Raw genomic sequence first — 22,308 nt, forward strand, 5'->3', positions numbered from 1 at the left:
GGCAGGCCCCACCGCTGGTGCCCCACGGCTCTGATCAAACGCCGACACCGAGGGGCAACCGCGGTTGGGCTCCCCGCCGGGGCTCTGCCGCGGGGAGGGGGACCACCCGGGCCGGTGGACGCGTCCAGGCCCGACGCGTACGGATGCGGCGCATGCTCCCGCTGGGAGTCCCCATCGCCTGTGGCGCCGCCGCGCTGCTCTGGCGGGTGGTGCCGCCGAGCCACCCCGAGAGTCTGAGTGAACGCTTCGTCGAAGGGTCCCTTCTGGCCACCGTGGGTGCGGGGCTCGTGCTCGGGGTCCGTTGTGAACTGGGCCATGAGCTGGGGCGGGTGCGGGCGGTCGCCCATGCGGCGCAGCGCGTTCTGCTGCGCCCACTGCCCGCCCGCCTCGATGGGCTGATGATCGCCGCGGGACAGCTCTCCGCCACCCGTGACGCGGCCATTGGCGGCGATCTCTATGAGGCGGTGGCGACGCCGTACGGCGTACGGATCGTCATGGGCGATGTCCGTGGTCATGGACTTCCCGCGATCGACGCGGTCGCCGTGGTGCTGGGCAGCTTCCGGGAAGCCGCGCACGACGAACCCGAACTCGCCGGCGTACTACGGCGGTTGGATCGATCCGTACAGCGCTACCTGAGAGAACGCGCCCGGGACGGCGCCTTCGCGGGGGAGCCGGACGCACAGTCGGCGGAGGAGTTCGTCACCGTACTGCTGTTGGAGATCGGCACGGACGGCAGTCTGTCGACGCTCAACTGCGGTCATCCATGGCCCTATCGACTAGGCGAGGGGGTGCGGCAACTGGCGTATGACGAGCCGCTGCCTCCGCTGGGGCTCTTTCCGCTCCCCGCCGAGTTGCCGCTGTACCGGGCAGAGCGGCTGCTGCCCGGCGAAGCGTTGTTCCTCCACACGGACGGTGCGGCCGAGGCGCGGAACGCCGATGGGGACTTCTTCGCGCTGGAGGCGTTCTTGACCCGGATGAACCTCGACGGGCCGCTCGCGCCCGCCGCCGTGGTCGCATCCGTCCATGGGGAGCTGCTGCGGCACACCGGTGGACGGATCGCCGACGATGTGGCGCTGCTGGTCCTGCGCAGTGATCGCCCACGGGTGTCGGCGCAGTATGGGGAAGAACCGCGCCGCCCCCGTAGAGAGCCCTCCAACCACTAGCCGACGCCCCCAGGGCACTGATCGTCGACTACCGGTACGGCCGGCGTCGTCCGCCCTGCCGCGGAGTGTCGGGCAGACCGGCAGGGCAGACGACGCCAACGAGAACCACCGCACTGTACGAGGGGGAGCCCGGTGGTCCGGCCGCCTCCAGGAGAGGCAACTCAGTCAACAACCGCACCGGGCGGTCCGGCAGAGTGCACGCACCACCGGTCGGGGCATTCCGTTCACACCCCGTGTGAATCGCCCGTCCACTACCCTGAGCGCACTCAGCCTCCGGAGGGGTCCATGCAGCCCAACACCCTGCTCGACGCCTTGCTGGACGAGGCTGGCTTCTCCCACGCGGGCCTGGCCGCACGGGTCAACCAGGCCGGTCGCGCCAGGGGCCTGTCCCTGCGGTACGAACACACGGCGGTGGCCCGGTGGCTCAAGGGACAGCGCCCGCGGGGCCAGGTACCGGATCTGATCTGCGAGGTGCTCGCCGAGCGCTTGCGCCGCGCCCTCACCCTGGGCGACATCGGCCTTGGTGTGGACGGGGGCGCGGCGATCGAGGCGGGCTCACCGCTCACCGGGTTCGTGGAACGCGCCACCGCCCTCTGGCGCTCGGACGAGCAGCAGCGCCGGCACATCATCGAGGCACCCGCGGTCACCGGTACCCCCGCCGTCATGCCCGTATGGGAGTGGGAGAACCCGCCCGAGGACGCGGATGTGTCGCGATCGGGGCAGACCCGTGTCTCACCGGCCGACATCATCACGCTGCGGGCCGCGCGGGCGCACTATGAGTTGATGTATCGCAAGGCGGGCGGCATGGCGACCCGGGCGCGGATCGTCGGATTCCTCAACGTCGAGACGGCACCACTGCTGCGCGGCTCCTACAACGACGCGCTCGGCCGTCAACTCCACCGGGCTGCCGGAGGGTTGGTCGCGGTCGCCGGGATCTGCGCCTATGACTCCGATGCGCATGGGCTCGCCCAACGCTACTTCCACCAGGCGCTACGGCTGGCCAAGGCCAGTAACGACCGGGGGCTCGGCGCGTATGTGATCGCCCTGCTGGTCAATCAGGCGCTGTTCCTCGGCGAGTACCGGCAGGCGGTGGCGTTCGCGGAGGCGGCGCTACGGGCCGCCGGCGGTGAGATCACTCCTGCTCTGGCGTCCGATCTCCAGGTGATGCAGGCCAAGGCGTACGCCCGGCTCGGTGATCACGCGGCGGCGCTGCGCTGCATCCAGCGCGCCGAGCAGGAGGCGGCGCGCATCCAGCCGCGCAGTGAGCCGGATGAGACCGGCTACGTCCAGCCGGGGCTGATCAATGTGCAGGCCGCCGAGGCGCTGCTCAGTCTCGGGGATCTGAACGCCGCCCATGACCATGCGGCGACGGCCGTGGGCGCACCGGCGCACGACCGGGGCCGGGTCCATCGGCTGGCGATGCTCTGTCAGGTCGAGTTGCGCAGGGGAGAGGCCGATCGGGCCGCGCTGACGGCGGCGGAGATGGCGGAGCAAGCGCGGGGGATGGAGTCACAGCGGTTGCGGGACCGGCTGCGAGCGGTGCGGGAGCAACTGGTGGTGAGCGATTCCACGCAGGCCAAGGAAGCGGCCGAACTGATCGACGGCGCGTTGCGCATGCCCCTGTGATCCGGGCGTTGCGGTTGCCACGCGGGGAATGACCCCGGTGGTGGCGCCCGTGCCACCGTCAGCGGACGGGGAGCGAGCGGTCTGGCGGGACCGTATGCCTCGGGGTGTCCGGAACAGTTCCATCCAGCCCGGTCCTGGGCGCCGCCCGATTCCCCTCCGGCCCGCTGCCTGCTCCGATGTTGCCACCGACTGGTCGAAAGGTGGCAGAAACAGTGCAGTGGATGAACCTTAATGAACAAACTGTGTATGAGAATCGCTGGTTCACCGTCAACCTCGCGGACGTCGAACTCCCCGACGGCCGGCATCTGGACCACTTCCTCATCAGGATGCGGCCCGTCGCCATCGCAACGGCGATCAACTCGGCGAACGAGGTACTGATGCTCTGGCGACACCGCTTCATCACCGATAGTTGGGGTTGGGAGCTGGCCGCGGGGGTCGTCGAGGACGGCGAGGACATCGCGAGCGCGGCGGCTCGCGAGATGGAGGAGGAGACGGGTTGGCGCCCGGGTCCGCTCAAACCGCTGATGACCGTGGAGCCGTCGAACGGGCTCACCGACTCCCGACACCATCTCTACTGGGCGGACAGCGCCACCTACATCGGGCATCCCGAGGACGACTTCGAGTCCTCACGGCGTGAGTGGGTGCCCCTGAAACTGGTGCCCGACATGATCGCGCGCGGCGAGGTCCCGGCCGCCAACATGGCGGCCGGGCTGTTGATGCTGCATCAACTGCGCCTGGGCTGAGGGCGACCGAGAGGGCCCGGGGCGTCTCGCACGGGGAAGGGCGACGGGTCAGGAGTACGAGTAGAAGCCCGAGCCCGTCTTACGGCCGAGACGCCCCGCGTCCACCATCCGCTGGAGCAGCGGGGGCGCGGCGTACAGCGGCTCCTTGTACTCGGCGTACATGGAGTCCGCCACTGACGCCACGGTGTCCAGGCCGATCAGATCGGCCAGCTTGAGCGGGCCCATGGGATGGGCGCAACCCAGCTCCATGCCGTTGTCGATGTCCTCCCGGCTGGCGATGCCGGACTCGAACATCCGGATCGCGGAGAGCAGATAGGGCATGAGCAGCGCGTTCACCACAAAGCCCGAGCGGTCCTGAGCGCGGATGGCGTGCTTGTTCAGCAGTTGCTGGACGACGGCCTCCGAGCGCTTGATGGTCTCCTCGGATGTGGTGAGCGCCGGGATCAGCTCAACGAGCTGTTGGACCGGCGCCGGGTTGAAGAAGTGGATACCGATGACCTGGTCCGGCCGTGAGGTGGCGACCGCCAGTTTCACCAGGGGAATGGAGGAGGTGTTGGAGGCGAGGATGGCGTCCTGCCGGGTCACCACCTGGTCGAGCACCTGGAAGATCTCGGTCTTCACCTGCTCGTTCTCCACCACGGCCTCGATGACGAGATCGCGGTCGGCGAACTCTCCGAGGTCGGTGGTGAAGCTCAGCCGCGTCAGGGTCTCGTCCCGCTCGGCCTCAGTGATCTTGCCGCGCTCGGCGGCTTTCGAGAGGGAGTTGATCAGGCGGGTACGGCCGATCTCCAGGGCCTCTCCCGTGGTTTCGGCAACCTTCACCTCCAGGCCGCTGCGGGCGCACACCTCTGCGATGCCCGCGCCCATCTGGCCACAGCCCACCACTCCGACGCGTGCAATGTCGGCCATTGTGTCCGTCACCTCGTGCCTTTCGCTGATCTGGGGTGGCGCGGCCTCCGTATGGTTTCGGTGCCGGCCTCGACCCTCCGACGTTACTGCGGACACCGGTGTACAGAGCGGCCAGGGGCGGGGAAGCCATGCGATAAGGCGATCGGCGGTCACGGCAGAGCGAGAGGCACGGACGTCATATGGGGCATATCGGACGATTGGTTGAGTCTGTCAGTAGGAGGGGGTTGATGGCCACCGCCGCGGGAGTGCTGGCCGGGGTCACGGTCGCCGGTGACGCCGCCGCCGAAGCCGGTGGTCAGCGCGAGCGGACGGTACGCGGACAGGTGCGGGAGTTTCGCGGTATGTGGCTGGCGACCGTCAGTAACCGCGACTGGCCGTCCGTATCCGGTCTGAGCGCCACCCAGCAGCGCGGCGAACTGCTCGCCCATCTCGACACCGCCGTCGAGCGCGGTCTCAACGCGGTCGCCTTCCAGGTCAGACCTGCGGCGGACGCTCTGTGGCCATCCCCTCACGAGCCGTGGTCCCACTGGCTGACGGGGACCCAGGGCAAGAACCCCGGCTGGGACCCGCTCGGCACCGCCGTCGACGAAGCGCACCGCCGCGGGCTGGAACTGCACGCCTGGTTCAACCCCTATCGGGTCGCGGTGCACGAGGATCCCACCCGGTTGTCCGCCGATCACCCCGCGCGCCAGCACCCGGACTGGGTGCTCCCGTACGGCGGAAAGCTCTACTACAACCCCGGTCTGCCCGAGGTTCGTGCCTTCGTCCAGGACGCGATGCTCGATGCCGTACGCCGCTATGACATCGATGCCGTGCACTTCGACGACTACTTCTACCCGTATCCGGTGACCGGACGGAGCTTCGACGACGATCAGGCCTTCGCCCGGTACGGGGGTGAGTTCGCTGACCGGGCGGCCTGGCGGCGCGACAACATCGATCTGTTGATCCGGGAGATGTCCGAGCGGATCAAGGAGACCAGGGCGGGTGTCCGTTTTGGCATCAGTCCCTTCGCGGTCTGGCGCAACGCGACCACCGATCCGCTCGGCTCCGACACCAGGGCGGGCATCGAGACCTATGACGATCTGCACGCGGACACCCGTCGATGGGTCCAGCAGGGGTGGATCGACTATGTCGTTCCCCAGGTCTACTGGCACATCGGGTTCGCGGCCGCCGACTACGCCAAGGTGCTCCCATGGTGGAACGACCTGGTCCAGGGCACCGATGTGAGCCTCTACATCGGTGAGGCGCTCTACAAGGCGGGTGACCCGGCCCAGCCGGCGGCCTGGCAGGACCCGGCCGAGCTCTCCCGGCATCTGACGTTGGCGCGGAGCTACGACCGGGTGGAGGGGCACTGCTTCTTCTCCGCCCGGGAAGTGGCGAAGGACCGGAACGGGGCGATGGCCAGAGTGGTGGCCGACCACTACGGAGGGCCAGCGGTCCTGCGCGGAGGCGAGCGCCGCTAGCCCAGGGGCCGCGATCATCGCCGGAGCCGACCCGACTCGCCCATCGCGGTGACGGGCCGTTGCGGCAACGGCCCGACCCGTGACGAAACGGGCCGGACCGAGGTCGCGGGTAGGAGCCGGTCCGGGGGAGCTGTCGCTGGTGTCCCCGGGGCCGGCCCTGCGGAATCCGCTGTCGTGCCAGCGCCCCGGTGCCGACGGCGGACGATGCCGGTGCGCCAGGGGCCGACGAGGAGTGGATCAAGTAGGCGAGTGGATCAAGCCGGTTCGTGCGGCTGGACAATGGTGTCGGGACCAGGCGAGAGCACCGTCTCGTGCCCGTCCTCGAAGCGCACCCGGTACGGCGGATCGCCATTCTCGCCGAGTACTTCGACGACCTCGGCGATCCGGTCGTGCTGGCCCACGATCCGACCGTGCACCACCAGCCTGTCGCTCACATTCGCATGCATCGAGGGTGACCTCCTTGCAGGCAGTGTCGTGTCTTTGAGTCTACGACCGGCAGCGAGCGGCGCACCATCGGCTGATCGCGCGACCCGAGGCGGCCATCCCGCCGGGCCATGATCCGATCGCCGGGTGGGACGTCAGCCGCTCTCGGCGATGCCGGCGACCGGGCCCGCGAGGATCAGCTGCGTACCCGCTGGGTGACGGCGATGCACACCAGCACCGCGACCGCGGCCACCGGGGCGGCCGGAGGGAGCCGTTCGCCCAGCAGGATCACCGACCAGACCAAGGTGAGCAGCGGCTGACCGAGCTGGAGCTGACTGGCCCTGGCGATGCCGATGGCAGCCATGCCGCGGTACCAGACATAGAGCCCGAAGAAGGTGGAGACGACAGCGACCCAGACCACTCCCACCACACCCTGGGGCGACAGCCGCACGGGTTCGAATGCCAGCGCCACGGCCGAGCCCACCGCCGCGAACGGCAGACACAGCATCAACGCCCAGCCGATCACCTGCCAGCCCGGCATCTCCCGGGCCAACCCGCCGCCCTCGGTGTAGCCCGCCGCACAGACCAGCAGCGCGCCGAAGAGATAGAGATCTCCGCTCTGGAGCGAGCCGCCGCTCTGGGACACCGTGAAGGCGATCACCACGGCCGCACCAGCACCCGCCGCCAGCCAGAACGCCGCTGAGGGGCGACGACCGGTGCGTACGGCGGCGAACACGGCGGTCGTCAACGGCAGCAGGCCCACCACCACGGCCGCGTGGGAACTGGTGGAGGTCTGCAGTGCGAGAGAGGTCAGCAGCGGGAAGCCCACCACCACACCCCCGCCGACGACCGCGAGGGGGCCCCAGTGGCGGCGTTCGGGCAGTGGCACCCGTAGCGCCAGCAGAAAGCCGCCCGCCACCAGTGCCGCAAGGACCGACCGCACGCAGACCAGCGACCACGGGCCGAAGGAATCCAGGCCCCAGACCGTGGAGGGAAAGGTGAGCGAGAAGGCCATCACTCCGAGTACGGCGAGCAGCGTGCCCGAGGCCGCCGGTTCGGTGGTCGCCGCGCGGACCTCCCCGCCGACGTCCGCAACCGGTGGGGTGCTCACCGCTATCGACCCGGAGGGAGTAGCGCTATCCTGTGCTGTCATGAATCAGCGTAGCAGTGGGGAAGAGCTCGCGGCTGAACTGAAGAAGGAGCTTGACCGCTACTCTCCAGGTGGGAAGCTGCCATCCAGCCGGGCCCTGGTAGAGCGCTATCGGGTCTCCCCCGTCACGGTCTCCCGCGCGCTGGCACAACTCGCCGCCGAGGGCCTCGTCATCACCCGGCCCGGCGCCGGTGCCTTTCTGGCCCGCCCTCGGGCCAAGGCCGCCGCCCCGGGGGACACCTCATGGCAGGAGGTCGCCCTCAGCGCCGAGACAGCGGCCGACCATGTGCCCCGCTCGGTCGATGCCTCCGGGGTGCTCGCCACACTTGCCGCGCCCCCACCAGGGGTCATCGAGTTCAACGGCGGCTATCTGCACCCCTCGCTCCAACCCGAGCGCGCGATGGCCGCCGCACTCGCCCGAGCCGCGCGCCGGCCCGGAGCATGGTCAAGACCGCCCGTCGAAGGCCTGCTCGAACTGCGCGAGTGGTTCGCCCGCGGCATCGGCTCGGATGTCGGAGCCGCCGACGTACTGATCACCGCCGGCGGCCAGGCAGCCCTCACCACCGCCCTGCGCGCGCTGGCACCCCCGGGCGCGCCGGTACTGGTCGAGTCACCCACCTATCCGGGCATGCTCGCCATCGCCCGTGCGGCCGGACTGCGGCCCGTACCCGTGCCGGTGGACGCCCGAGGCGTCCGTACGGAACTGCTCTCCGCGGCCTTCCAGGCCACCGGCGCACGGGTCTTCGTCTGCCAGCCGCTCTTCCAGAACCCCACGGGCGCGGTCCTCGCGCCGGAGCGTCGCCCCGAGGTGCTGCGCACAGCGCGCGAGGCCGGAGCGTTCATCGTGGAGGACGACTTCGCCCGGCGGCTGGTCCACTCAGGAGCGGGACCGCTCCCGGAGCCACTTGCGGCGGCCGACCCCGATGGTGTCGTCGTCCATGTGGGTTCGCTGACCAAGGTGACCTCACCCAGTCTGCGGGTCGGGGTGCTCGCCGCCCGTGGGCCGGTGCTGGACCGACTGCGCGCCATCCAGGTCGTGGACAACTTCTTTGTGTCCCGCCCGCTCCAGGAAGCCGCCCTGGAACTGGTCGGAGCCCCCGCCTGGAACCGCCACCTCCGTGCGGTGGGGGCCGAGTTGAGGGAGCGCCGGGACGCCATGGCGGCAGCGCTTGCCGGGCAGCTGCCCCAGCTGCTCCTCGCGACGGTTCCGGTCGGCGGCTACCACTTCTGGCTACGGCTGCCCGACGGCACCGACGAGACAGCGCTACTGGCCACCGCCCTACGCGAAGGGGTCGCCTTCGCACCGGGACGCCCCTACTTCTGCGCCGAGCCCCCGGGGGCGTACATCCGCGTCAGTTTCGCCGCGGTGGCGGGTGGCGCGGAAGTGGTGGAGGGCGTGCGACGGCTACGCGCGGCATGGGACGAGACCGACCTGCTCACTCACTGAACCTGCTCACACACCGGAGCCGCGGGTTCTTGGACACCTTCCCCGCTGAAGTCATTCTGCGCTCTACCCGGCCTCGGCCGTGGGCGAATCCCCTGACTCGCGGTCGACTTCCCAGGTCAGCGGAGTGAGTGACTCCGGTCACTTGACCGGTTCCGCTTGTGCCGCTCACCATCACGCCATGAGTGTCCGGATCACGCTCGTGGCTGCCGCGCGCAGCTCCTCGATGCTTACCGAGCGTTTCGACGATGACCGCTCACCCGACCAGACCGGCTGGTACGAGGTGCAAACCGCCGCGCCGGTGCTCGTACCGCTCAACGCCGCCGAGCTGCGGTACTGCGCTCCGACGCTGTGCAGCCGGGCCACTGCCCAGGCTCTTGGCTTTGCTCCCATGGCCCAACCGGCGCTGCGCGGGTGTGACATGGGGCGTTGGCGCGGTCTCACTCTCGGTGAGGTGACCGCGGTGGAGCCGGATGCGGTGGACATCTGGCTCGCGGACCCGCGTTCGGCTCCGCACGGCGGTGAGTCGTTGCTGGCTTTCATCGGGAGGATAGGCACCTGGCTCGACACCCGCCCGGCTCAGGACGGCGGTTCCGTGGTGGCCGTCGCCGAGTCATCGGTGGTCCGGGCGGCGCTGGTGTACGTGCTCAACGCGCCGCCGTCCTCGTACTGGAACGTGGATGTGCGCCCGCTGTCCACCCTGGTCCTCACCGGCAGCGCAGGCTACTGGAAGTTGTGCCTCCAGACCGCTGCCTGAGCGCCGCTGACCTCGGCCGACTCGATGGATCCGGTCGAAGGGATCCATCGGGTCAGCCGAGTCGGCTTGGCCGGTTCACCGAGATGGCGGGGGCTCCTTCTTCATACGTCGATGTGCTGCCACCCGCTCCCGGGTCGCACAGCGGCGCGAGCAGTACCGGCGCACGGGGCCACTGCCCTGTGCCAGAAAGACATCGCGGCAGGTGGGGGAGGCGCAGATGCCACCGGGTGGCCGCTGACGATCCCAGACGAGAACCGTGAGCGCCAGAGCCGAGGAGGCGAGAAGCCACTCACCCCAGGGTCCGTCGTCATCGCGGTCCAGATGCGGATGCCAGGGGGAAGCGCCGCGGTGGGAGGTGAGCCGTAGCGGGCCGGTGGTCCCAGCGAGCAGTCGATTGAGGCACTCCGCGGCCTGATCCACCTGCTCGGCCGCGAAAACGGCGCGCAGTTGGACGGCCGCGGTGCGCATCTGGGCGATGTCCTCCGCCGAGGGCGCGCTCGGTACGGAGGGCGCGGAAGATGTGGCCGCTGTGGCCGGTGGGTCCGCGCGAGGGAGGCTGGCCTTCCCCCGGCCAGCGCCCGCTTCCGGTCCTTCCGCTCCCTCCGGCACGACGTTCTCGTCTTCCCCATCGCCGCCGTACTCGCCGTAACCGCGCAGTACGGCGATCACCGCTGCTCGATCGATGGTCGAGTCCCTGCTGTCCCCGCTGGTCAGCGCATTGACCAGGGCCGCGGTCCGGCGAGCGACGGTAGCCACGGAGTGCCGGGCGGACCATTCGCTGTTTCTGGACTCCATCGCCGCAATGTAACGCATCTGGCGAACATTTGAGTTACCTCAGTAGCGTGCGGTGAATGAAGAAGCCTGGTGAACTGTGGGGTCGGCTCGCGGGGGCGGCGGTCGCCCGCGCCGGTGATGAGATGTCCGGCCCGGCCCTGCTGCTCGCCGGACTCGCCGTCACCGGGTCGGCCGCCTCCGCCTCCGCGCTGCTCGCGGGCATCACCGTGTCGGCGGCGGTGGGCGGGCCGATTCTCGGCGTACTGCTCGATCGGTCTGCCCGGCCCGGCAGGCTGCTGGCAGCCGCGCTCGGCGGCTACTCCCTCGCCCTGCTCACCATCCTGGCGGGGCTCGATCGGCTGCCGCTCCCGGTCACCGTCCTGCTGGCGGTCGGCGCGGGACTGCTGGGGCCGGTCCTCGCCGGCGGCTGGACCTCCCAGTTGCCCCGGATCGTTCCGCCCGGCGAGCTCCCCCGGGCGAACGCCCTGGACGCGATGACGTTCAACGCGGCAGGACTGATCGGGCCCGCCCTCGCCGGGACGGTGGCCCAACTGGCCGGGGCCGGTACCGGAGTCGTCCTCGCGGCCGTACTGATCTGCCTGGCACTGCCCGCGGCCCTGCGACTACCGCCCGCCGAGCCCCACCGCCTTGATCAGCCGCAGGCCCGCGGCCCGGAGCGGGTGATCACTTCGGTCCGCACCGAACTGATCGCGGGCCTTCGGGTGATCGTCCGCAGCCGATCACTGGCCCGGGCGACCGTGGTCACGGTGGTCTCCTGCGCGGGAGAGGGAATGCTCGTGGCCTGCGCCCCGCTGCTGGGTGAGCGGGTGTTCGGCGGCGCGGGCCAGGGGGCCCTGCTGCTCTCCGGGATCGCCGCGGCGGCCCTCGCCGCCAATGCACTCCTCGCGCGCCGCCCGCACCGATGGCGCCCTGACACCCTCATCGGTTGGAGCCCGCTCATCCTCGCCGTGGCGCTCTCGCTGGCGGCGACCGAGCTGCCCCTCCTGCTGATCGCGGCGGTCGCGTTGGTCGGAACCGCTGAAGGCCCGCAGCTCACCGCGTTGTTCGCGATACGGCACCGGGAGTCCCCCGAGCGGCTGCGGGGCCAGATCTTCACCACCGGAGCGAGCCTCAAACTGACCGGCTTCGCCGTCGGCGCGGGGGCGGCCGGACCATTGGCCGCGCGGTGGTCCCTGACCGGCGCGCTGCTCACCGCCGCCGCCGTGCAGCTGGTGGCCGCACTCTGCGCCGCGGCTTGGCCGCGTACGGACGGCGGTGAGGCGGATACCGCGCGGCACAGGGCGCGCGGGCACGCAGCGACCGGGGCCTAGCCGCTGCCGCCCGTGCCTGAACCTCCGGTCGCTACCAGGTGGGACCGGCCGGCTGCCGGGTGGTGACATTGATCCGATTGAAGAAGTTCGTCAGGCTGATCACCAGAACGATGGCGGCGAGCTGCTTCTCCCCGAAGTGATCGGCGGCTGCGTCCCAGACACGGTCGGGCACCGGGTCCGACTGGTCGCTCAGCCGGGTCATCGACTCGGCCAGGGCGAGCGCCGCCCGCTCGGCATCGGTGAAGTAGGGCGCCTCGCGCCAGGCGGCCACCGCGTGGAGCCGCTCATCGGTCTCACCGTTCTTCCTGGCACTGGCCACTCCGCCGACCACGCAGTAACTGCACCCGTTGATCTGACTGGCGCGCTGATGGACGAGATCGAGCGTGGTACCCGGGACACCACCCTCCTTGGCCGCCCCGATCACCTGAAGGATGCCGGTCAGGGCATCGGGGAGGACCTGGGCCGGGTTCTTCATACGTGCCTGCGTCATCATCTTCTCCATCTCGGTGGCTGACCTCAGCGGATGGACGGTCGCCATCCGCTGGCACCTCACTGACGGATGGCAGCGGAAGAATGTGACCGGGCGAGCGGAGAGATCTTCGACGCCCGGCAGATCAGGCCCGGCAGGGTCGTGATGACACCGATGATCGGCGGGGACAAGATGAGCGGCGGGGACAACGCGATGCACCACACGACGCACGACACGATGGATGAGTCGGCGTACGACGAGCTCCTCGACCGGGGATACGTCACCGTTCGGGCCGCGGACCAACACATCTCGGTGAGCTTTGACACCCGCGAAGCGGCGGTGATCACCGCGCTGCTGCCCCAGGCCGGAGAGCTGCTGTCGACCTTCGACCGGATCCGTGCCGATGCCACCGCGTTCCTCTGGAACTGGGGTGCCGAGGGCGATGGATCCGAGGACGAGAGGTTGGGTTTCCTCCGGGACATGCGGCCCACCACGCTGGTGGTGCTGGGTTCGGGAGAGTTCGCGGTCCACTACGAAGAGGTGAGCGAGGATCTCTTCCTGGACGGCTACTGGCCCGCGGTCCACTTCAGCACGGAGCGGGCACCGGTCTCGGTCACGGTGGAGGCATAGGGCGGGGGCGACCGACCGGGTGGGCTGTGGGGCCTTTGAGGTCCCGGTGAAGTGCCCGATGGCCAGAGCCGGTGACGGGGGTTCGACGCCCGCGCCGCACCCGGGGGAATCGGCGGTGAAGTCATCGCAGGTGGCAAGAGTCAGGCCACCAGGAGGCAGGGCCCTTTCGAAGCCGGGTCGAACACGAGATATCTTGATGTCGAGCAATGTTGCAGACGTGGAGCGGAGCACCCGGTGACTGACTCGACCATCATCTATACGCACACCGACGAGGCCCCAGCCCTGGCCACGCATTCGTTCCTGCCCGTGGTCGAGGCATACGCCTCCACGGCCGGGGTCAGGGTCGAGAGCCGTGACATCTCCCTCGCAGGGCGGATCATCGCCAGCTTCCCGGAGCGGCTTGAGGAGAGCCAGCGCATCGACGACGCACTCGCTGAGCTGGGTGAGCTGGCCAAGACCCCCGGGGCCAACATCATCAAGCTGCCGAACATCTCGGCCTCGATCCCCCAGCTGAAGGCCGCGGTCGCGGAGCTCCAGCAGCAGGGATACAACCTCCCGGACTACCCGGACGACCCCAAGACCGACGAGGACCGCGACGTCCGCGCCCGGTACGACAAGGTCAAGGGCAGTGCCGTCAACCCGGTGCTCCGCGAGGGCAACTCCGACCGCCGTGCCCCCGCCTCGGTCAAGAACTACGCCAAGGCGCACCCCCACCGGATGGGCGCCTGGTCGGCCGAGTCCAAGACCAATGTCGCGCATATGACCGCCGACGACTTCCGCTCCACTGAGAAGTCCGCGGTCATCCCCGCGGACGACACGCTCCGTATCGAGCTGGTCGGCGACGACGGCACCACCACCGTGCTGCGTGAGTCGGTACCGGTTCTCGCGGACGAGGTCGTGGACGCCTCGGTCCTGCGGGTCGCGGTCCTGCGTGAGTTCCTCATCGCCCAGCTCGCGCGGGCCAAGGCCGAGGGCGTGCTGTTCTCGGTACACCTCAAGGCCACGATGATGAAGGTCTCCGACCCGATCATCTTCGGCCATGTGGTGCGGGCCTTCTTCCCGAAGACGTTCGCCGAGTACGGTGAGGCGTTCGCCGCGGCGGGCCTGAGCCCGAACGACGGACTGGGCGGCATCTTCAACGGCCTGGACGCGCTCGCCGACGGCGCCGCGATCAAGGCGTCCTTCGAGGCCGAGCTGGCCGACGGACCCGCACTGGCGATGGTCGACTCCGATCGCGGCATCACCAATCTCCATGTGCCCAGTGATGTCATCGTCGACGCCTCCATGCCCGCCATGATCCGTACCTCAGGACATATGTGGGGCCCCGACGGCCAGGAAGCCGACACCCTCGCCGTCATCCCCGACAGCAGCTACGCGGGCATCTACCAGGTCGTCGTCGACGACTGTCGCGCGAACGGCGCCTACGACCCCTCGACCATGGGCTCGGTGCCGAACGTCGGCCTGATGGCGCAGAAGGCCGAGGAGTACGGCAGCCACGACAAGACCTTTGAGATCCCCACCACGGGCACGGTCCGGGTGGTGGACGCTTCCGGCGCGGTGGTGCTGGAGCACGCGGTCAGCGCCGGCGACATCTGGCGCATGTGCCAGACCAAGGACCTCCCGATCCAGGACTGGGTCAAGCTCGCCGTCACCCGCGCCCGCGCGACCGGTAACCCGGCGGTGTTCTGGCTGGACGAGGGCCGTGCCCATGACGCCAACCTGATCGCCAAGGTCAAGGCGTACCTCCCCGACCACGACACCGACGGCCTGGACATCCAGATCCTGGCGCCGGTCGAGGCGATCGCGTTCTCGCTGGAGCGCATCCGCCGCGGTGAGGACACGATCTCCGTCACCGGCAATGTGCTGCGTGACTACCTCACCGACCTGTTCCCGATCCTGGAGCTGGGCACCAGCGCCAAGATGCTCTCCGTGGTCCCGCTGATGAACGGCGGCGGACTGTTCGAGACCGGCGCCGGCGGCTCCGCGCCCAAGCACGTCCAGCAGCTCGTCAAGGAGAACTACCTCCGCTGGGACAGCCTGGGTGAGTTCCTCGCCCTCGCCGTCAGCTTCGAGCACCTCGCCCAGACCACGGACAACGCGCGCGCCCAGGTGCTCGCCGACACCCTGGACCGGGCCACGGGCACCTTCCTCAACGAGGACAAGTCGCCCAGCCGTCGCCTCGGTGGCATCGACAACCGTGGCAGCCACTTCTACCTGGCGCTCTACTGGGCCCAGGAGCTGGCCAAGCAGACGGACGACGTCGAGCTCGCGCAGGCGTTCAGCGCGCTCGCCAAGACGCTGGCCGAGCAGGAGCAGACCATCGTCGATGAGCTGATCGCCGTCCAGGGCTCGCCCGTGGACATCGGTGGCTACTACCGGCCCGATGCGACCAAGGCGACCGCCGTGATGCGTCCCTCGAAGACGCTCAACCAGGCGCTGGCCACGCTCGGCTGAACCGGCTAGCGAAATGGGGGTGCGCACCACGGTGCACACCCCCATTTCCGCTGTTCCGGCCGTGGGGGTCACCTGGATGCCAGCTCCGCCGCGCCCTCCCGGTCCGGTGGCGTTCTACTTGCCCAGGCGTAGCACGTACCCCTGAGGAGGAGCAGACCCATGACGACAGCGATTGTGGGCACGGGCAACATCGGTTCACGGCTCGCCGCCAACCTGGTGGCTGGCGACCAGAGCATCCTGGTCGCCAGCCGCAGTGTCGACAGCGCCCGTGAACTGGCGGACCGGCTGGGCGACCGGGCCACCGCGGTGACGGTGGACGAGGCCGTGGACGCGGCGGACGTCCTGGTGCTCGCCGTCTGGTTCGACACCATCAAGGAACTGCTGGCGAAGTACGGTGACCGGCTCAATGGGAAGATCATCGTCGATCCGTCCAACCCCATCGCCCCCGACGGGCAGGGCGGATTCTCCAAAACCCTCCCGGAAACCGAGTCGGCCGGCCGGACACTGGCCGCACAAGCGCCCTCCGGCGCCCGACTGGTCAAGGCCTTCGGCACCCTCTCCGCCGATTCCCTCAGCTCGGCGGCCCGACGCACCCCCCACCGCGGGGTCGCGTTCTACGCCACCGACGACGACGCGGCAGGCCAGGCGGTGGCGGACCTGATCCAGGCGGCGGGCTTTGACCCCCTCAAGGTGGGTGGCATCGACCAGTCCATCCGGATCGAGGTCTTCGGCGATCTCCATGAATTCACCGTGGGCGCCGTTTTGTCGCTCGACGAGGCAAAAGAGCTGGTCTGAGGGCTGCTCGGTGGTCCTCACCAGGCCGCCAGCGCCTCAGACGCCCACCGCGGTGGCCCGGCAGCGCCAGTGACACCCCACCGACGTTTGGACCCGCTGACGCTTTGACCGGCGACTTCGGATGAATCGGCCGGTGCGGGTGTCTCATACCGGTACGGTCGGCCCTCGGTACTACCGGGGCGGGGGCCAAGCCGATGACCGACATAGGGATGTACACCTCGGGGATCGCGGTGATCCTGGTGTTCGCGGCCGGGTGGTACACGGCCCGCAAGATGTGGCGTCAGTGGCGGGACGGGGGCGGGGGAACCGCTCCCCAGCCAGGACTCAGCCCCGGACGGCGCGACACCGCCGACGCCGTTCCGACCCGCCCGCCGGGACTGGCGCCCACTCTGCCGTGGCCGGGCGAGATCTGGTGGGCCATGGTCCCCTTCGCGGACGGCTCCGGGGCCAAGGACCGGCCGTGCCTGGTGCTCTCCGTCCGAGGGGATGTCGCCGTGGTCGCCAAGATCACCAGCAAGCTCCATCCGGCGGCTCGGCATGTGATCACCCTCCCGCCGGGGAGCGTGGACGACCGAAAGGGCCGTACGAGTCATATCCAGGCGGCCGAACAGCGCCGGATCCACACCTCGGCGTTTCGACGCCGGGTGGGCCCCGTCCACCAGGACGTCTGGAACCTGCTGCGCGGACATCGGCGCTGACCCCATCCGCTCGGCCCGCGGCGCTTGACGACCCAGCGGTGAGCCCGTCGGTACGAGGTGGATGTCGTGCCTACCGGGCGACCCGACCCCCTACCGCACCGTGGAAGCAGCCGATCCGTGGTTCCGGTCCAGGAACGTCGTCCCTCGGCCGCCGGTGCTACGGCCGACGGCGAGGCTTGCCGCGCTTGGCGCCCTTGGGGCCGCCGGCACCGGTCCGTGGATTCTTGCCCGCCGACTTGCCCGCCGGGGGCTTTCGCGCCGCGCCCCCCTTGTCGGGGCGCTTCCCCTTCGGCTCGGGCGGGGTGGGGCGGCCACGGGAGCTGTTCACGGTCCGGCCGCGGACGATGCCGATGAACTGCTCCACCAGCTCGGTGGTCTTCTCCTCCGGCCACGACAGCGCCACCCGCGACTCCGGTGCGTTGGACACGGGCCGATAGGTGAGGTCCTTGCGGTGGTGCAGGCGGGCGAGTGACTGCGGGACGATGAGCAGTCCCACCCCGGCCGCAACCAGTTCCACGGCGTCCGCCGTCGTCTCGGGACGCTCCTTGGCCGGCTGTCCCGGTAGCTGCTCCCAGGTCAGGGTGTCGTCAAGGGGGTGCAGCACGATGTCATCGGCGAGATCCTCGGCCGACACCTCGTCGACCGCCGCCACCAGGTGGTCCTTCGGGACCACGACCACCGTCGTCTCGGTGTAGAGGGGGATCGCGCTGAGGTCACTCCGGTCGATCGGCAGCCGTACGAAGCCCGCGTCGGCGTCGCCGTCGCGCAAAGCGTCCGCCGCGTCGCCAGGGGAGACCGCGATGAGCGTCAGCGGGACTCCGGGCAGTCGCTCGTTCCAGATCCGCACCCACTTGGTCGGCGTCACGCCTGGGACATAGGCGAGCCGGAACGAAGGGGGTGTTTCCGAGCCTGTCACTCCGCCAGGTTACCGGTCGTGGTCAGCGGTAGCGCACACGCTCGATACTCTTGACACCATGACGTCGCACCAGAACACCCAGACGATGAAGCCCGCAACCGCGGCAAAGAAACTGGGTGTGTACCTCCAGGCCACCCCCGCCGAGTTCCAAGAGGGTGTTGTCTCGCGCACCGAGCTGAGCGCACTCCAGACCGATCCGCCCGAGTGGCTGCTGGAACTGCGACGCAACGGCCCGCACCCCCGGCCCGTGGTCGCGGCGAAGTTGGGCATCTCCATCGCGGGCCTCGCCCGGGGTGGAGTCACCGACGCCCTCACCACGGACCAGATCGAAGCGCTGAAGACGGACAGCCCCGACTGGCTGCGGAAGGAACGCGCCACCCAGGCCGAGGTCCGCAAGGAAGCGGTTCGCATCAAGGAGAAGAACGCCGAGCGAGCCGATCAGTCCGACGGGCCGCGTTCCTGACCCCTCCCAGCCCCGCGGTTCGACGTCTGTCGATGACGCGCTCGGTCTCGTACTGCGGAAGGGCTGCGAACCCGCATGGCACCTCGGGCGGCAGCGCCAGACCGATCCTGGCCTGCTGCTTGCCGTTGGCATACAGCCTGCCCGCGCAGCGGAACGGCCGCGTCCAGCACGGCACCGACCAGGCCCATCCGGTCCCGTATCTCCAGCGTCGGGGGTTGGCTGCCCACGGTTTTCGCGAACGGCGCTCGGGCCGGAAGCCTGTCGAGGATCCGGCAGGACACCCCACGTCGCCGCGGCTCCACGGCCGCCGTGAGCCCGCACGGGCCGGCGCCCGCGATCAGGACGTCCAACACCTCGGCGTGCACCACTGGCAGCTCCTGGACGAGGCCGCCGGCTTTGACGCACCGACCTCGATGGTCAGTCGCCTGACCACTGCTGTCCACTTGCGCCCCTCCTCGATCTCGGCCCCCAGAGGCGCCCGGCCGCCGTTTGAAACGGCAGGTCGACCAGGGCTCTGCCGCTGCCCCTGAAAGCGGGACGCCTGCCGAGGCTGACGCTTCTGTGCAGGGCTCTCGCCCGGCAGTGACTGGGCGCTTCAACCGGCGAGTCAGCGCTGGGAGCGGCGGGGCCGACGTCGGGGCCGCTGGATCGTGCTCCGGTGCCGTGTTCTGTGCGCGTCGTACGTCCTAGTCGTTGTTGGAGTCCCCGTTCAGACCCCGACGCCGACTCCTCCCGGAAAGGCCCAGCACCTCGCTCGCGGCGAGCGTCACGGTCGCCACGGCACGGACCCAGCGGGGCCCGCCACGCTCAGCCCACACCACACAAACGCACCCGCCGGCAACGAGCGCCAAGACGCCGAGCAAGACCGGAACCAGCATGTTCCCCACTTCCCCACGTTCGTTCATTCGGCCAAGCTGATCGTCTCAGGCCGGCTGCTCCCCGGTGCGCGGTCACCGCCACGGGGGCGGAGCTCTACGGGAGTCGACGGCCGTACCTCATGGATCTCCCGACAGAGCGCGTGAAACACCCATGGCCGGCGTCCAGGGGCGAGGTCCGCCGGGACCGTGGCACTCGGCCCCGCCACCGTGAGCCTCACCCGCCGGATGAAGCCCGGTCACAGCCGGGTGACTGGGCGTGTGAGTTGGCGAGTCGGGGGTGGTGATGGGCGGGCGAGCCGATCGCGCCCCCCGCACGCGGGCTCTCGTCGCCCGAATCGACCGGGACGCCGCGAGTCCCACTCGCCCGGGGAGCACGGTGTGTGGGCAGACAGGGCGTACCCGTACGGGGGTGACGGCAAGGCCGAGCGTCAGGACAGGGCGTCAGGACAGGGCGAGGACACAGAACTCATGCCCCTCCGGGTCGACCAGGCACGTCCACGGGACGTCGCCCTGGCCGAGGTCGAGGTCGGCGGCGCCGAGGGCCCGCAGCCGGGCCACCTCCGCTGCTCTGTCGTCACCTGGATACGGCAGCAGATCGAGATGGACGCGGTCTGGCACGGTCTTCACGCCGGGCGTGCGGAGGAACTCGAAATACTGGCCGACACCCTTGGCGGAGCGCAACACCGCATGGCCGTCTGCCACCTCGTGCAGGGTCCAGTCCATCGCCTCACCCCAGAACCGGGCCATGGCCCGCGGATCCGTACAGTCGACCACCACCCGGGCGATCGGCCCGGTGTCCCGGTAGACATCCCGAGGCTCCAGCACGCAGAACTCGTTGCCCTCCGGGTCGGCCAGTACGGTCCACGGCACATCGCCCTGGCCCACGTCGGCGGGCGTCGCGCCGAGGGCCCTCAGGCGCGCGACCAACTCCGCCTGATGGGCCGCAGAGGTGGTGGCGAGATCGAGGTGCACTCGGTTCTTTGTTGTTGTCTTGGGTTCCGGGACGGTCACGACATCGATGCAGACGGCGACCGGGTCCGGCCAGACGAAGTCGCCGACGGGTGCGACGTAGGTGGTCACCGGCCCCTCGCTGGAAACACTCCAGCCGAGCGCCGCCGCCCAGAACCGGCCGACCGCCGAGGCGTCAAGTGCCTTGATGTTCACCTGGACCGGTCGCAGTGTCATACCGGCGATCCTATGCACCCGCTCTGGAACGACATCCACAGAGAGCGTCGCCAAGCGGCGATCAACTCGCTCACCAGCCACGATGCCCAGCTCAGCTGTGTGACTCCTCGCCCGCGGTCTTCTGTACGGGCAGGTCGCACCCGGTGAGTGCCGGCTTCAGTGAGACTGCTTTGGGCGCAGGGCGTCGAGGAGTTCGGCGGTGGGGGAGGTGGGTGTGCGGGGGTGGAGGAGCTCGGTGCGGTGCACGATGCGGGGCTCGGTGATGGGTATGGCCGCGATGCCGGGGAGGTCTTTGGCCGCGGGCAGGGCGGCAGTGGTGAGGCCGGCTCCGGCGGCCACCAGGACGGACAGTCCGCGGATGTCGGTTCCGGTGTAGGTGAGTTGATGGCCGAAGCCGTCGGACTGGGCGGCGGCGCGGAGTTGGGCCAGGGGCACGGCGGCGTCGGGTGCGTCGATCCAGCGGGCGGCGGCGAGGTCGGCGAGTCGCAGCGCCGGACGGCCGGCGAGCGGATGGGTGGCGGGCAGCAGTACCGCGAGAGGTTCCTCGCTGACGGGAAAGGCGGGCAGCGGGGCGGCGTCGGGCAGCGGCAGCGGATCGCTGGGTGCCACCGCGCCGTCGACCAGAGCCAGGTCCGCCGTGCCGGTCAGTACCGCCTGGACGGCCTCGGCGCGGCCGCACATCCGCACTGAGGCCACGAGTCGCGGGGTCGCGGTGCGGGCGCGTACCAGCGCGAGCGCGGTGGCGGGCGTCAGCGCGCCCGGCGTGCAGGCCAACGCGAGTCGCCCCGGGCGCTCTTGCCGCAGGCGCGCGATGTCGGCCCGCGCCGCGTCCAGGCGCAGAAGCAGCGGCCGGGCGTGCTCCAGCAGTCGCTCACCGGCCTCGGTCGGCGCTACCGGGCGGCGGAAGAGCAGCGGCGCCGCCAGATCGGCTTCGAGCGCGGCGATGTGCTGTGAGATCGCGGACTGGGTGTATCCGAGGGCCTGGGCGGCGGCGGAGAAGGAGCGGTGGTCGACCACGGTGACGAACGTACGCAACTGCTGCGGATCCATGGGTATCAGTATCTCTGATGCTGGATGCGTGAATCATCGTTGGACGTGATACAGGTGGGCGGCTCAGGATGGCCGCATGACACACACCGCCCGCGTCGCCCTGGTCGGCGACCGCTCGCCCCAGGTTCGCTCCCACGCCCGCATCCCGGGTCTACTCGACGGGCTGCGTGAGCGTGACGGCCTGGACCTGGACGCCTACTGGATCCCCACCCAGGATGTCGCGGACCGCACCACCCTGGTGGGGTTCGACGCGATCTGGGTGCTGCCCGGCAGTCCCTACCGCAGCGAGGCCGGCGCGCTCGCGGCCATCCGCACCGCCCGCGAGGACCGCATCCCCCTGCTCGGCACCTGCGCCGGCTTCCAACATGTCCTGCTCGAATACGCCCGCAACGTGGCTGGGCTGGCAGCGGCCGGTCACGCGGAGAACGCGCCCGGCACGTTGGCGGCCGACGCCGTGGTGGTGCCGCTCGCATGCTCCCTGGTCGGTCACCAGGGCACGATCGAGCTGACCGCGGGCTCCCTCGCCGAAGCCCTCATCGGCGCCGAGCGGTCCACCGAGCGCTACCAGTGCGACTTCGGCGCCAACCCCCACCATGTTGAACTGCTGCGCGGCCACGGGCTGCGCTTCACCGGCACCGACACCGACGGCGAGGTGCGGATCGCCGAACTGCCCGAGCACCCGTTCTTCCTCGCCACCCTCTTCCAGCCGGAACTCGCCGGCGATGGCACCCGCCCGCACCCCCTTGTCCGCGGCCTGGCGGCGGCCGCCGTCGCCCAGGCCGCAGGCGCCTACTGAGCGCCTGCCTGCGCTGGTGCCCGGCCCCGGACGTCACGGTCCCCGACCCCACGGCGCCAGCCCGCTTCCCTCCGCCCGACACGGGGTTCCCGGTCGGTCGGTCGGACGGACGGCACACCCCACGCACCCGTCAACCCCGACGCTCGGCCCCGCCAGCCACTGCCCCCATCCGCTGCCCCATCCGCGCAACG

At 70.1% G+C, this 22,308-nt stretch carries 22 protein-coding genes and 1 pseudogene; 13 read left to right on the forward strand and 10 right to left on the reverse strand.

What is annotated here, in order from left to right:
- Nucleotides 1-152: 152 nt before the first annotated feature.
- The 3 genes from NBG84_RS19315 to NBG84_RS19325 all read left to right on the forward strand — a co-directional run bounded on the left by NBG84_RS19315 (nt 153) and on the right by NBG84_RS19325 (nt 3,532).
- Nucleotides 153-1,163 carry a PP2C family protein-serine/threonine phosphatase gene (locus NBG84_RS19315; protein WP_250920745.1) on the forward strand — a complete coding sequence of 337 codons (1,011 nt, stop codon included), beginning with the start codon at nt 153-155 and terminating at the stop codon, nt 1,161-1,163.
- A gap of 285 nt (nt 1,164-1,448) precedes the next feature.
- Nucleotides 1,449-2,789 carry an NsdA family TPR-like regulatory protein gene (locus NBG84_RS19320; RefSeq protein WP_250920746.1) on the forward strand — a complete coding sequence of 447 codons (1,341 nt, stop codon included), beginning with the start codon at nt 1,449-1,451 and terminating at the stop codon, nt 2,787-2,789.
- A gap of 212 nt (nt 2,790-3,001) precedes the next feature.
- Nucleotides 3,002-3,532, forward strand: a complete 531-nt coding sequence (locus NBG84_RS19325) for an NUDIX hydrolase (protein WP_250920747.1) — start codon at nt 3,002-3,004, stop codon at nt 3,530-3,532.
- A 48-nt stretch (nt 3,533-3,580) separates the two neighbouring features.
- On the opposite strand, the gene NBG84_RS19330 is transcribed toward NBG84_RS19325, so the two are convergent.
- Nucleotides 3,581-4,441: a 3-hydroxybutyryl-CoA dehydrogenase gene (locus NBG84_RS19330; RefSeq protein ID WP_250920748.1), complete on the reverse strand. Its 861-nt coding sequence runs from the start codon at nt 4,439-4,441 to the stop codon at nt 3,581-3,583.
- 179 nt (nt 4,442-4,620) lie between these two features.
- Between NBG84_RS19330 and NBG84_RS19335 the strand changes: the two genes are divergently transcribed.
- Complete coding sequence (locus NBG84_RS19335) at nt 4,621-5,904, forward strand: glycoside hydrolase family 10-like protein (protein WP_486679380.1); 1,284 nt, start codon at nt 4,621-4,623, stop codon at nt 5,902-5,904.
- A gap of 254 nt (nt 5,905-6,158) precedes the next feature.
- Here the strand turns inward: NBG84_RS19335 and NBG84_RS19340 are convergent, their stop codons facing one another.
- Complete coding sequence (locus NBG84_RS19340; RefSeq protein ID WP_250920750.1) at nt 6,159-6,350, reverse strand: DUF1918 domain-containing protein; 192 nt, start codon at nt 6,348-6,350, stop codon at nt 6,159-6,161.
- Between the two features lie 173 nt (nt 6,351-6,523).
- Nucleotides 6,524-7,480 carry a DMT family transporter gene (locus NBG84_RS19345; protein WP_250920751.1) on the reverse strand — a complete coding sequence of 319 codons (957 nt, stop codon included), beginning with the start codon at nt 7,478-7,480 and terminating at the stop codon, nt 6,524-6,526.
- Between NBG84_RS19345 and NBG84_RS19350 the strand changes: the two genes are divergently transcribed.
- Both NBG84_RS19350 and NBG84_RS19355 read left to right on the forward strand, forming a co-directional pair.
- The gene (locus NBG84_RS19350; protein ID WP_425608662.1) at nt 7,386-8,924 is read left to right on the forward strand and encodes an aminotransferase-like domain-containing protein; all 1,539 of its coding nucleotides are present in this window, start codon (nt 7,386-7,388) and stop codon (nt 8,922-8,924) included. The two genes, NBG84_RS19345 and NBG84_RS19350, sit on opposite strands and share 95 nt — an antisense overlap.
- Before the next feature lie 178 nt (nt 8,925-9,102).
- Entirely contained in the window at nt 9,103-9,678 is a 576-nt protein-coding gene (locus NBG84_RS19355) for a histidine phosphatase family protein (protein ID WP_250920753.1), read from the forward strand.
- A gap of 75 nt (nt 9,679-9,753) precedes the next feature.
- On the opposite strand, the gene NBG84_RS19360 is transcribed toward NBG84_RS19355, so the two are convergent.
- Complete coding sequence (locus NBG84_RS19360; RefSeq protein ID WP_250920754.1) at nt 9,754-10,473, reverse strand: CGNR zinc finger domain-containing protein; 720 nt, start codon at nt 10,471-10,473, stop codon at nt 9,754-9,756.
- 56 nt (nt 10,474-10,529) lie between these two features.
- Here NBG84_RS19360 and NBG84_RS19365 point away from each other — a divergent pair, with 56 nt between their 5' ends.
- The gene (locus NBG84_RS19365) at nt 10,530-11,783 is read left to right on the forward strand and encodes an MFS transporter (protein WP_250920755.1); all 1,254 of its coding nucleotides are present in this window, start codon (nt 10,530-10,532) and stop codon (nt 11,781-11,783) included.
- Between the two features lie 31 nt (nt 11,784-11,814).
- On the opposite strand, the gene NBG84_RS19370 is transcribed toward NBG84_RS19365, so the two are convergent.
- A complete protein-coding gene (locus NBG84_RS19370; protein ID WP_425608660.1) occupies nt 11,815-12,321 on the reverse strand; it encodes a carboxymuconolactone decarboxylase family protein in 507 nt (168 codons plus the stop codon).
- A 21-nt stretch (nt 12,322-12,342) separates the two neighbouring features.
- Here NBG84_RS19370 and NBG84_RS19375 point away from each other — a divergent pair, with 21 nt between their 5' ends.
- From NBG84_RS19375 to NBG84_RS19390, 4 genes are all read left to right on the forward strand, one after another.
- On the forward strand, nt 12,343-12,882 hold the full coding sequence (locus NBG84_RS19375; protein ID WP_250920756.1) for a hypothetical protein: 540 nt from the start codon (nt 12,343-12,345) through the stop codon (nt 12,880-12,882).
- Between the two features lie 234 nt (nt 12,883-13,116).
- Nucleotides 13,117-15,336, forward strand: a complete 2,220-nt coding sequence (locus NBG84_RS19380) for an NADP-dependent isocitrate dehydrogenase (protein ID WP_250920757.1) — start codon at nt 13,117-13,119, stop codon at nt 15,334-15,336.
- A gap of 159 nt (nt 15,337-15,495) precedes the next feature.
- Nucleotides 15,496-16,131 (forward strand): NADPH-dependent F420 reductase, encoded by a 636-nt coding sequence (locus tag NBG84_RS19385; RefSeq protein WP_250920758.1) that lies wholly within the window; start codon nt 15,496-15,498, stop codon nt 16,129-16,131.
- A gap of 194 nt (nt 16,132-16,325) precedes the next feature.
- A complete protein-coding gene (locus NBG84_RS19390) occupies nt 16,326-16,829 on the forward strand; it encodes a type II toxin-antitoxin system PemK/MazF family toxin (RefSeq protein WP_250920759.1) in 504 nt (167 codons plus the stop codon).
- Between the two features lie 157 nt (nt 16,830-16,986).
- Here NBG84_RS19390 and NBG84_RS19395 read toward each other — a convergent pair whose 3' ends face one another.
- Nucleotides 16,987-17,745, reverse strand: a complete 759-nt coding sequence (locus NBG84_RS19395; RefSeq protein WP_250920760.1) for a LysR family substrate-binding domain-containing protein — start codon at nt 17,743-17,745, stop codon at nt 16,987-16,989.
- A 58-nt stretch (nt 17,746-17,803) separates the two neighbouring features.
- Between NBG84_RS19395 and NBG84_RS19400 the strand changes: the two genes are divergently transcribed.
- Entirely contained in the window at nt 17,804-18,208 is a 405-nt protein-coding gene (locus tag NBG84_RS19400; RefSeq protein WP_250920761.1) for a DUF5997 family protein, read from the forward strand.
- Nucleotides 18,209-18,236: 28 nt separating this feature from the next.
- Here the strand turns inward: NBG84_RS19400 and NBG84_RS19405 are convergent.
- From NBG84_RS19405 to NBG84_RS19420, 4 genes and pseudogenes are all read right to left on the reverse strand, one after another.
- Nucleotides 18,237-18,576: pseudogene (locus tag NBG84_RS19405) on the reverse strand (FAD-dependent monooxygenase); the annotation flags it as partial.
- 318 nt (nt 18,577-18,894) lie between these two features.
- Nucleotides 18,895-19,086, reverse strand: a complete 192-nt coding sequence (locus tag NBG84_RS19410; RefSeq protein ID WP_250920809.1) for a hypothetical protein — start codon at nt 19,084-19,086, stop codon at nt 18,895-18,897.
- A gap of 441 nt (nt 19,087-19,527) precedes the next feature.
- Nucleotides 19,528-20,271 carry a VOC family protein gene (locus NBG84_RS19415; RefSeq protein WP_250920762.1) on the reverse strand — a complete coding sequence of 248 codons (744 nt, stop codon included), beginning with the start codon at nt 20,269-20,271 and terminating at the stop codon, nt 19,528-19,530.
- Between the two features lie 156 nt (nt 20,272-20,427).
- The gene (locus tag NBG84_RS19420; protein ID WP_250920763.1) at nt 20,428-21,321 is read right to left on the reverse strand and encodes a LysR family transcriptional regulator; all 894 of its coding nucleotides are present in this window, start codon (nt 21,319-21,321) and stop codon (nt 20,428-20,430) included.
- 76 nt (nt 21,322-21,397) lie between these two features.
- Here NBG84_RS19420 and NBG84_RS19425 point away from each other — a divergent pair, with 76 nt between their 5' ends.
- Complete coding sequence (locus NBG84_RS19425; RefSeq protein ID WP_250920764.1) at nt 21,398-22,117, forward strand: CTP synthase C-terminal region-related (seleno)protein; 720 nt, start codon at nt 21,398-21,400, stop codon at nt 22,115-22,117.
- The last annotated feature ends 191 nt before the right edge of the window (nt 22,118-22,308 follow it).

It is taken from the genome of Streptomyces albipurpureus (assembly GCF_023701525.1).
Classification (GTDB): Bacteria; Actinomycetota; Actinomycetes; order Streptomycetales; family Streptomycetaceae; genus Streptomyces; species Streptomyces albipurpureus.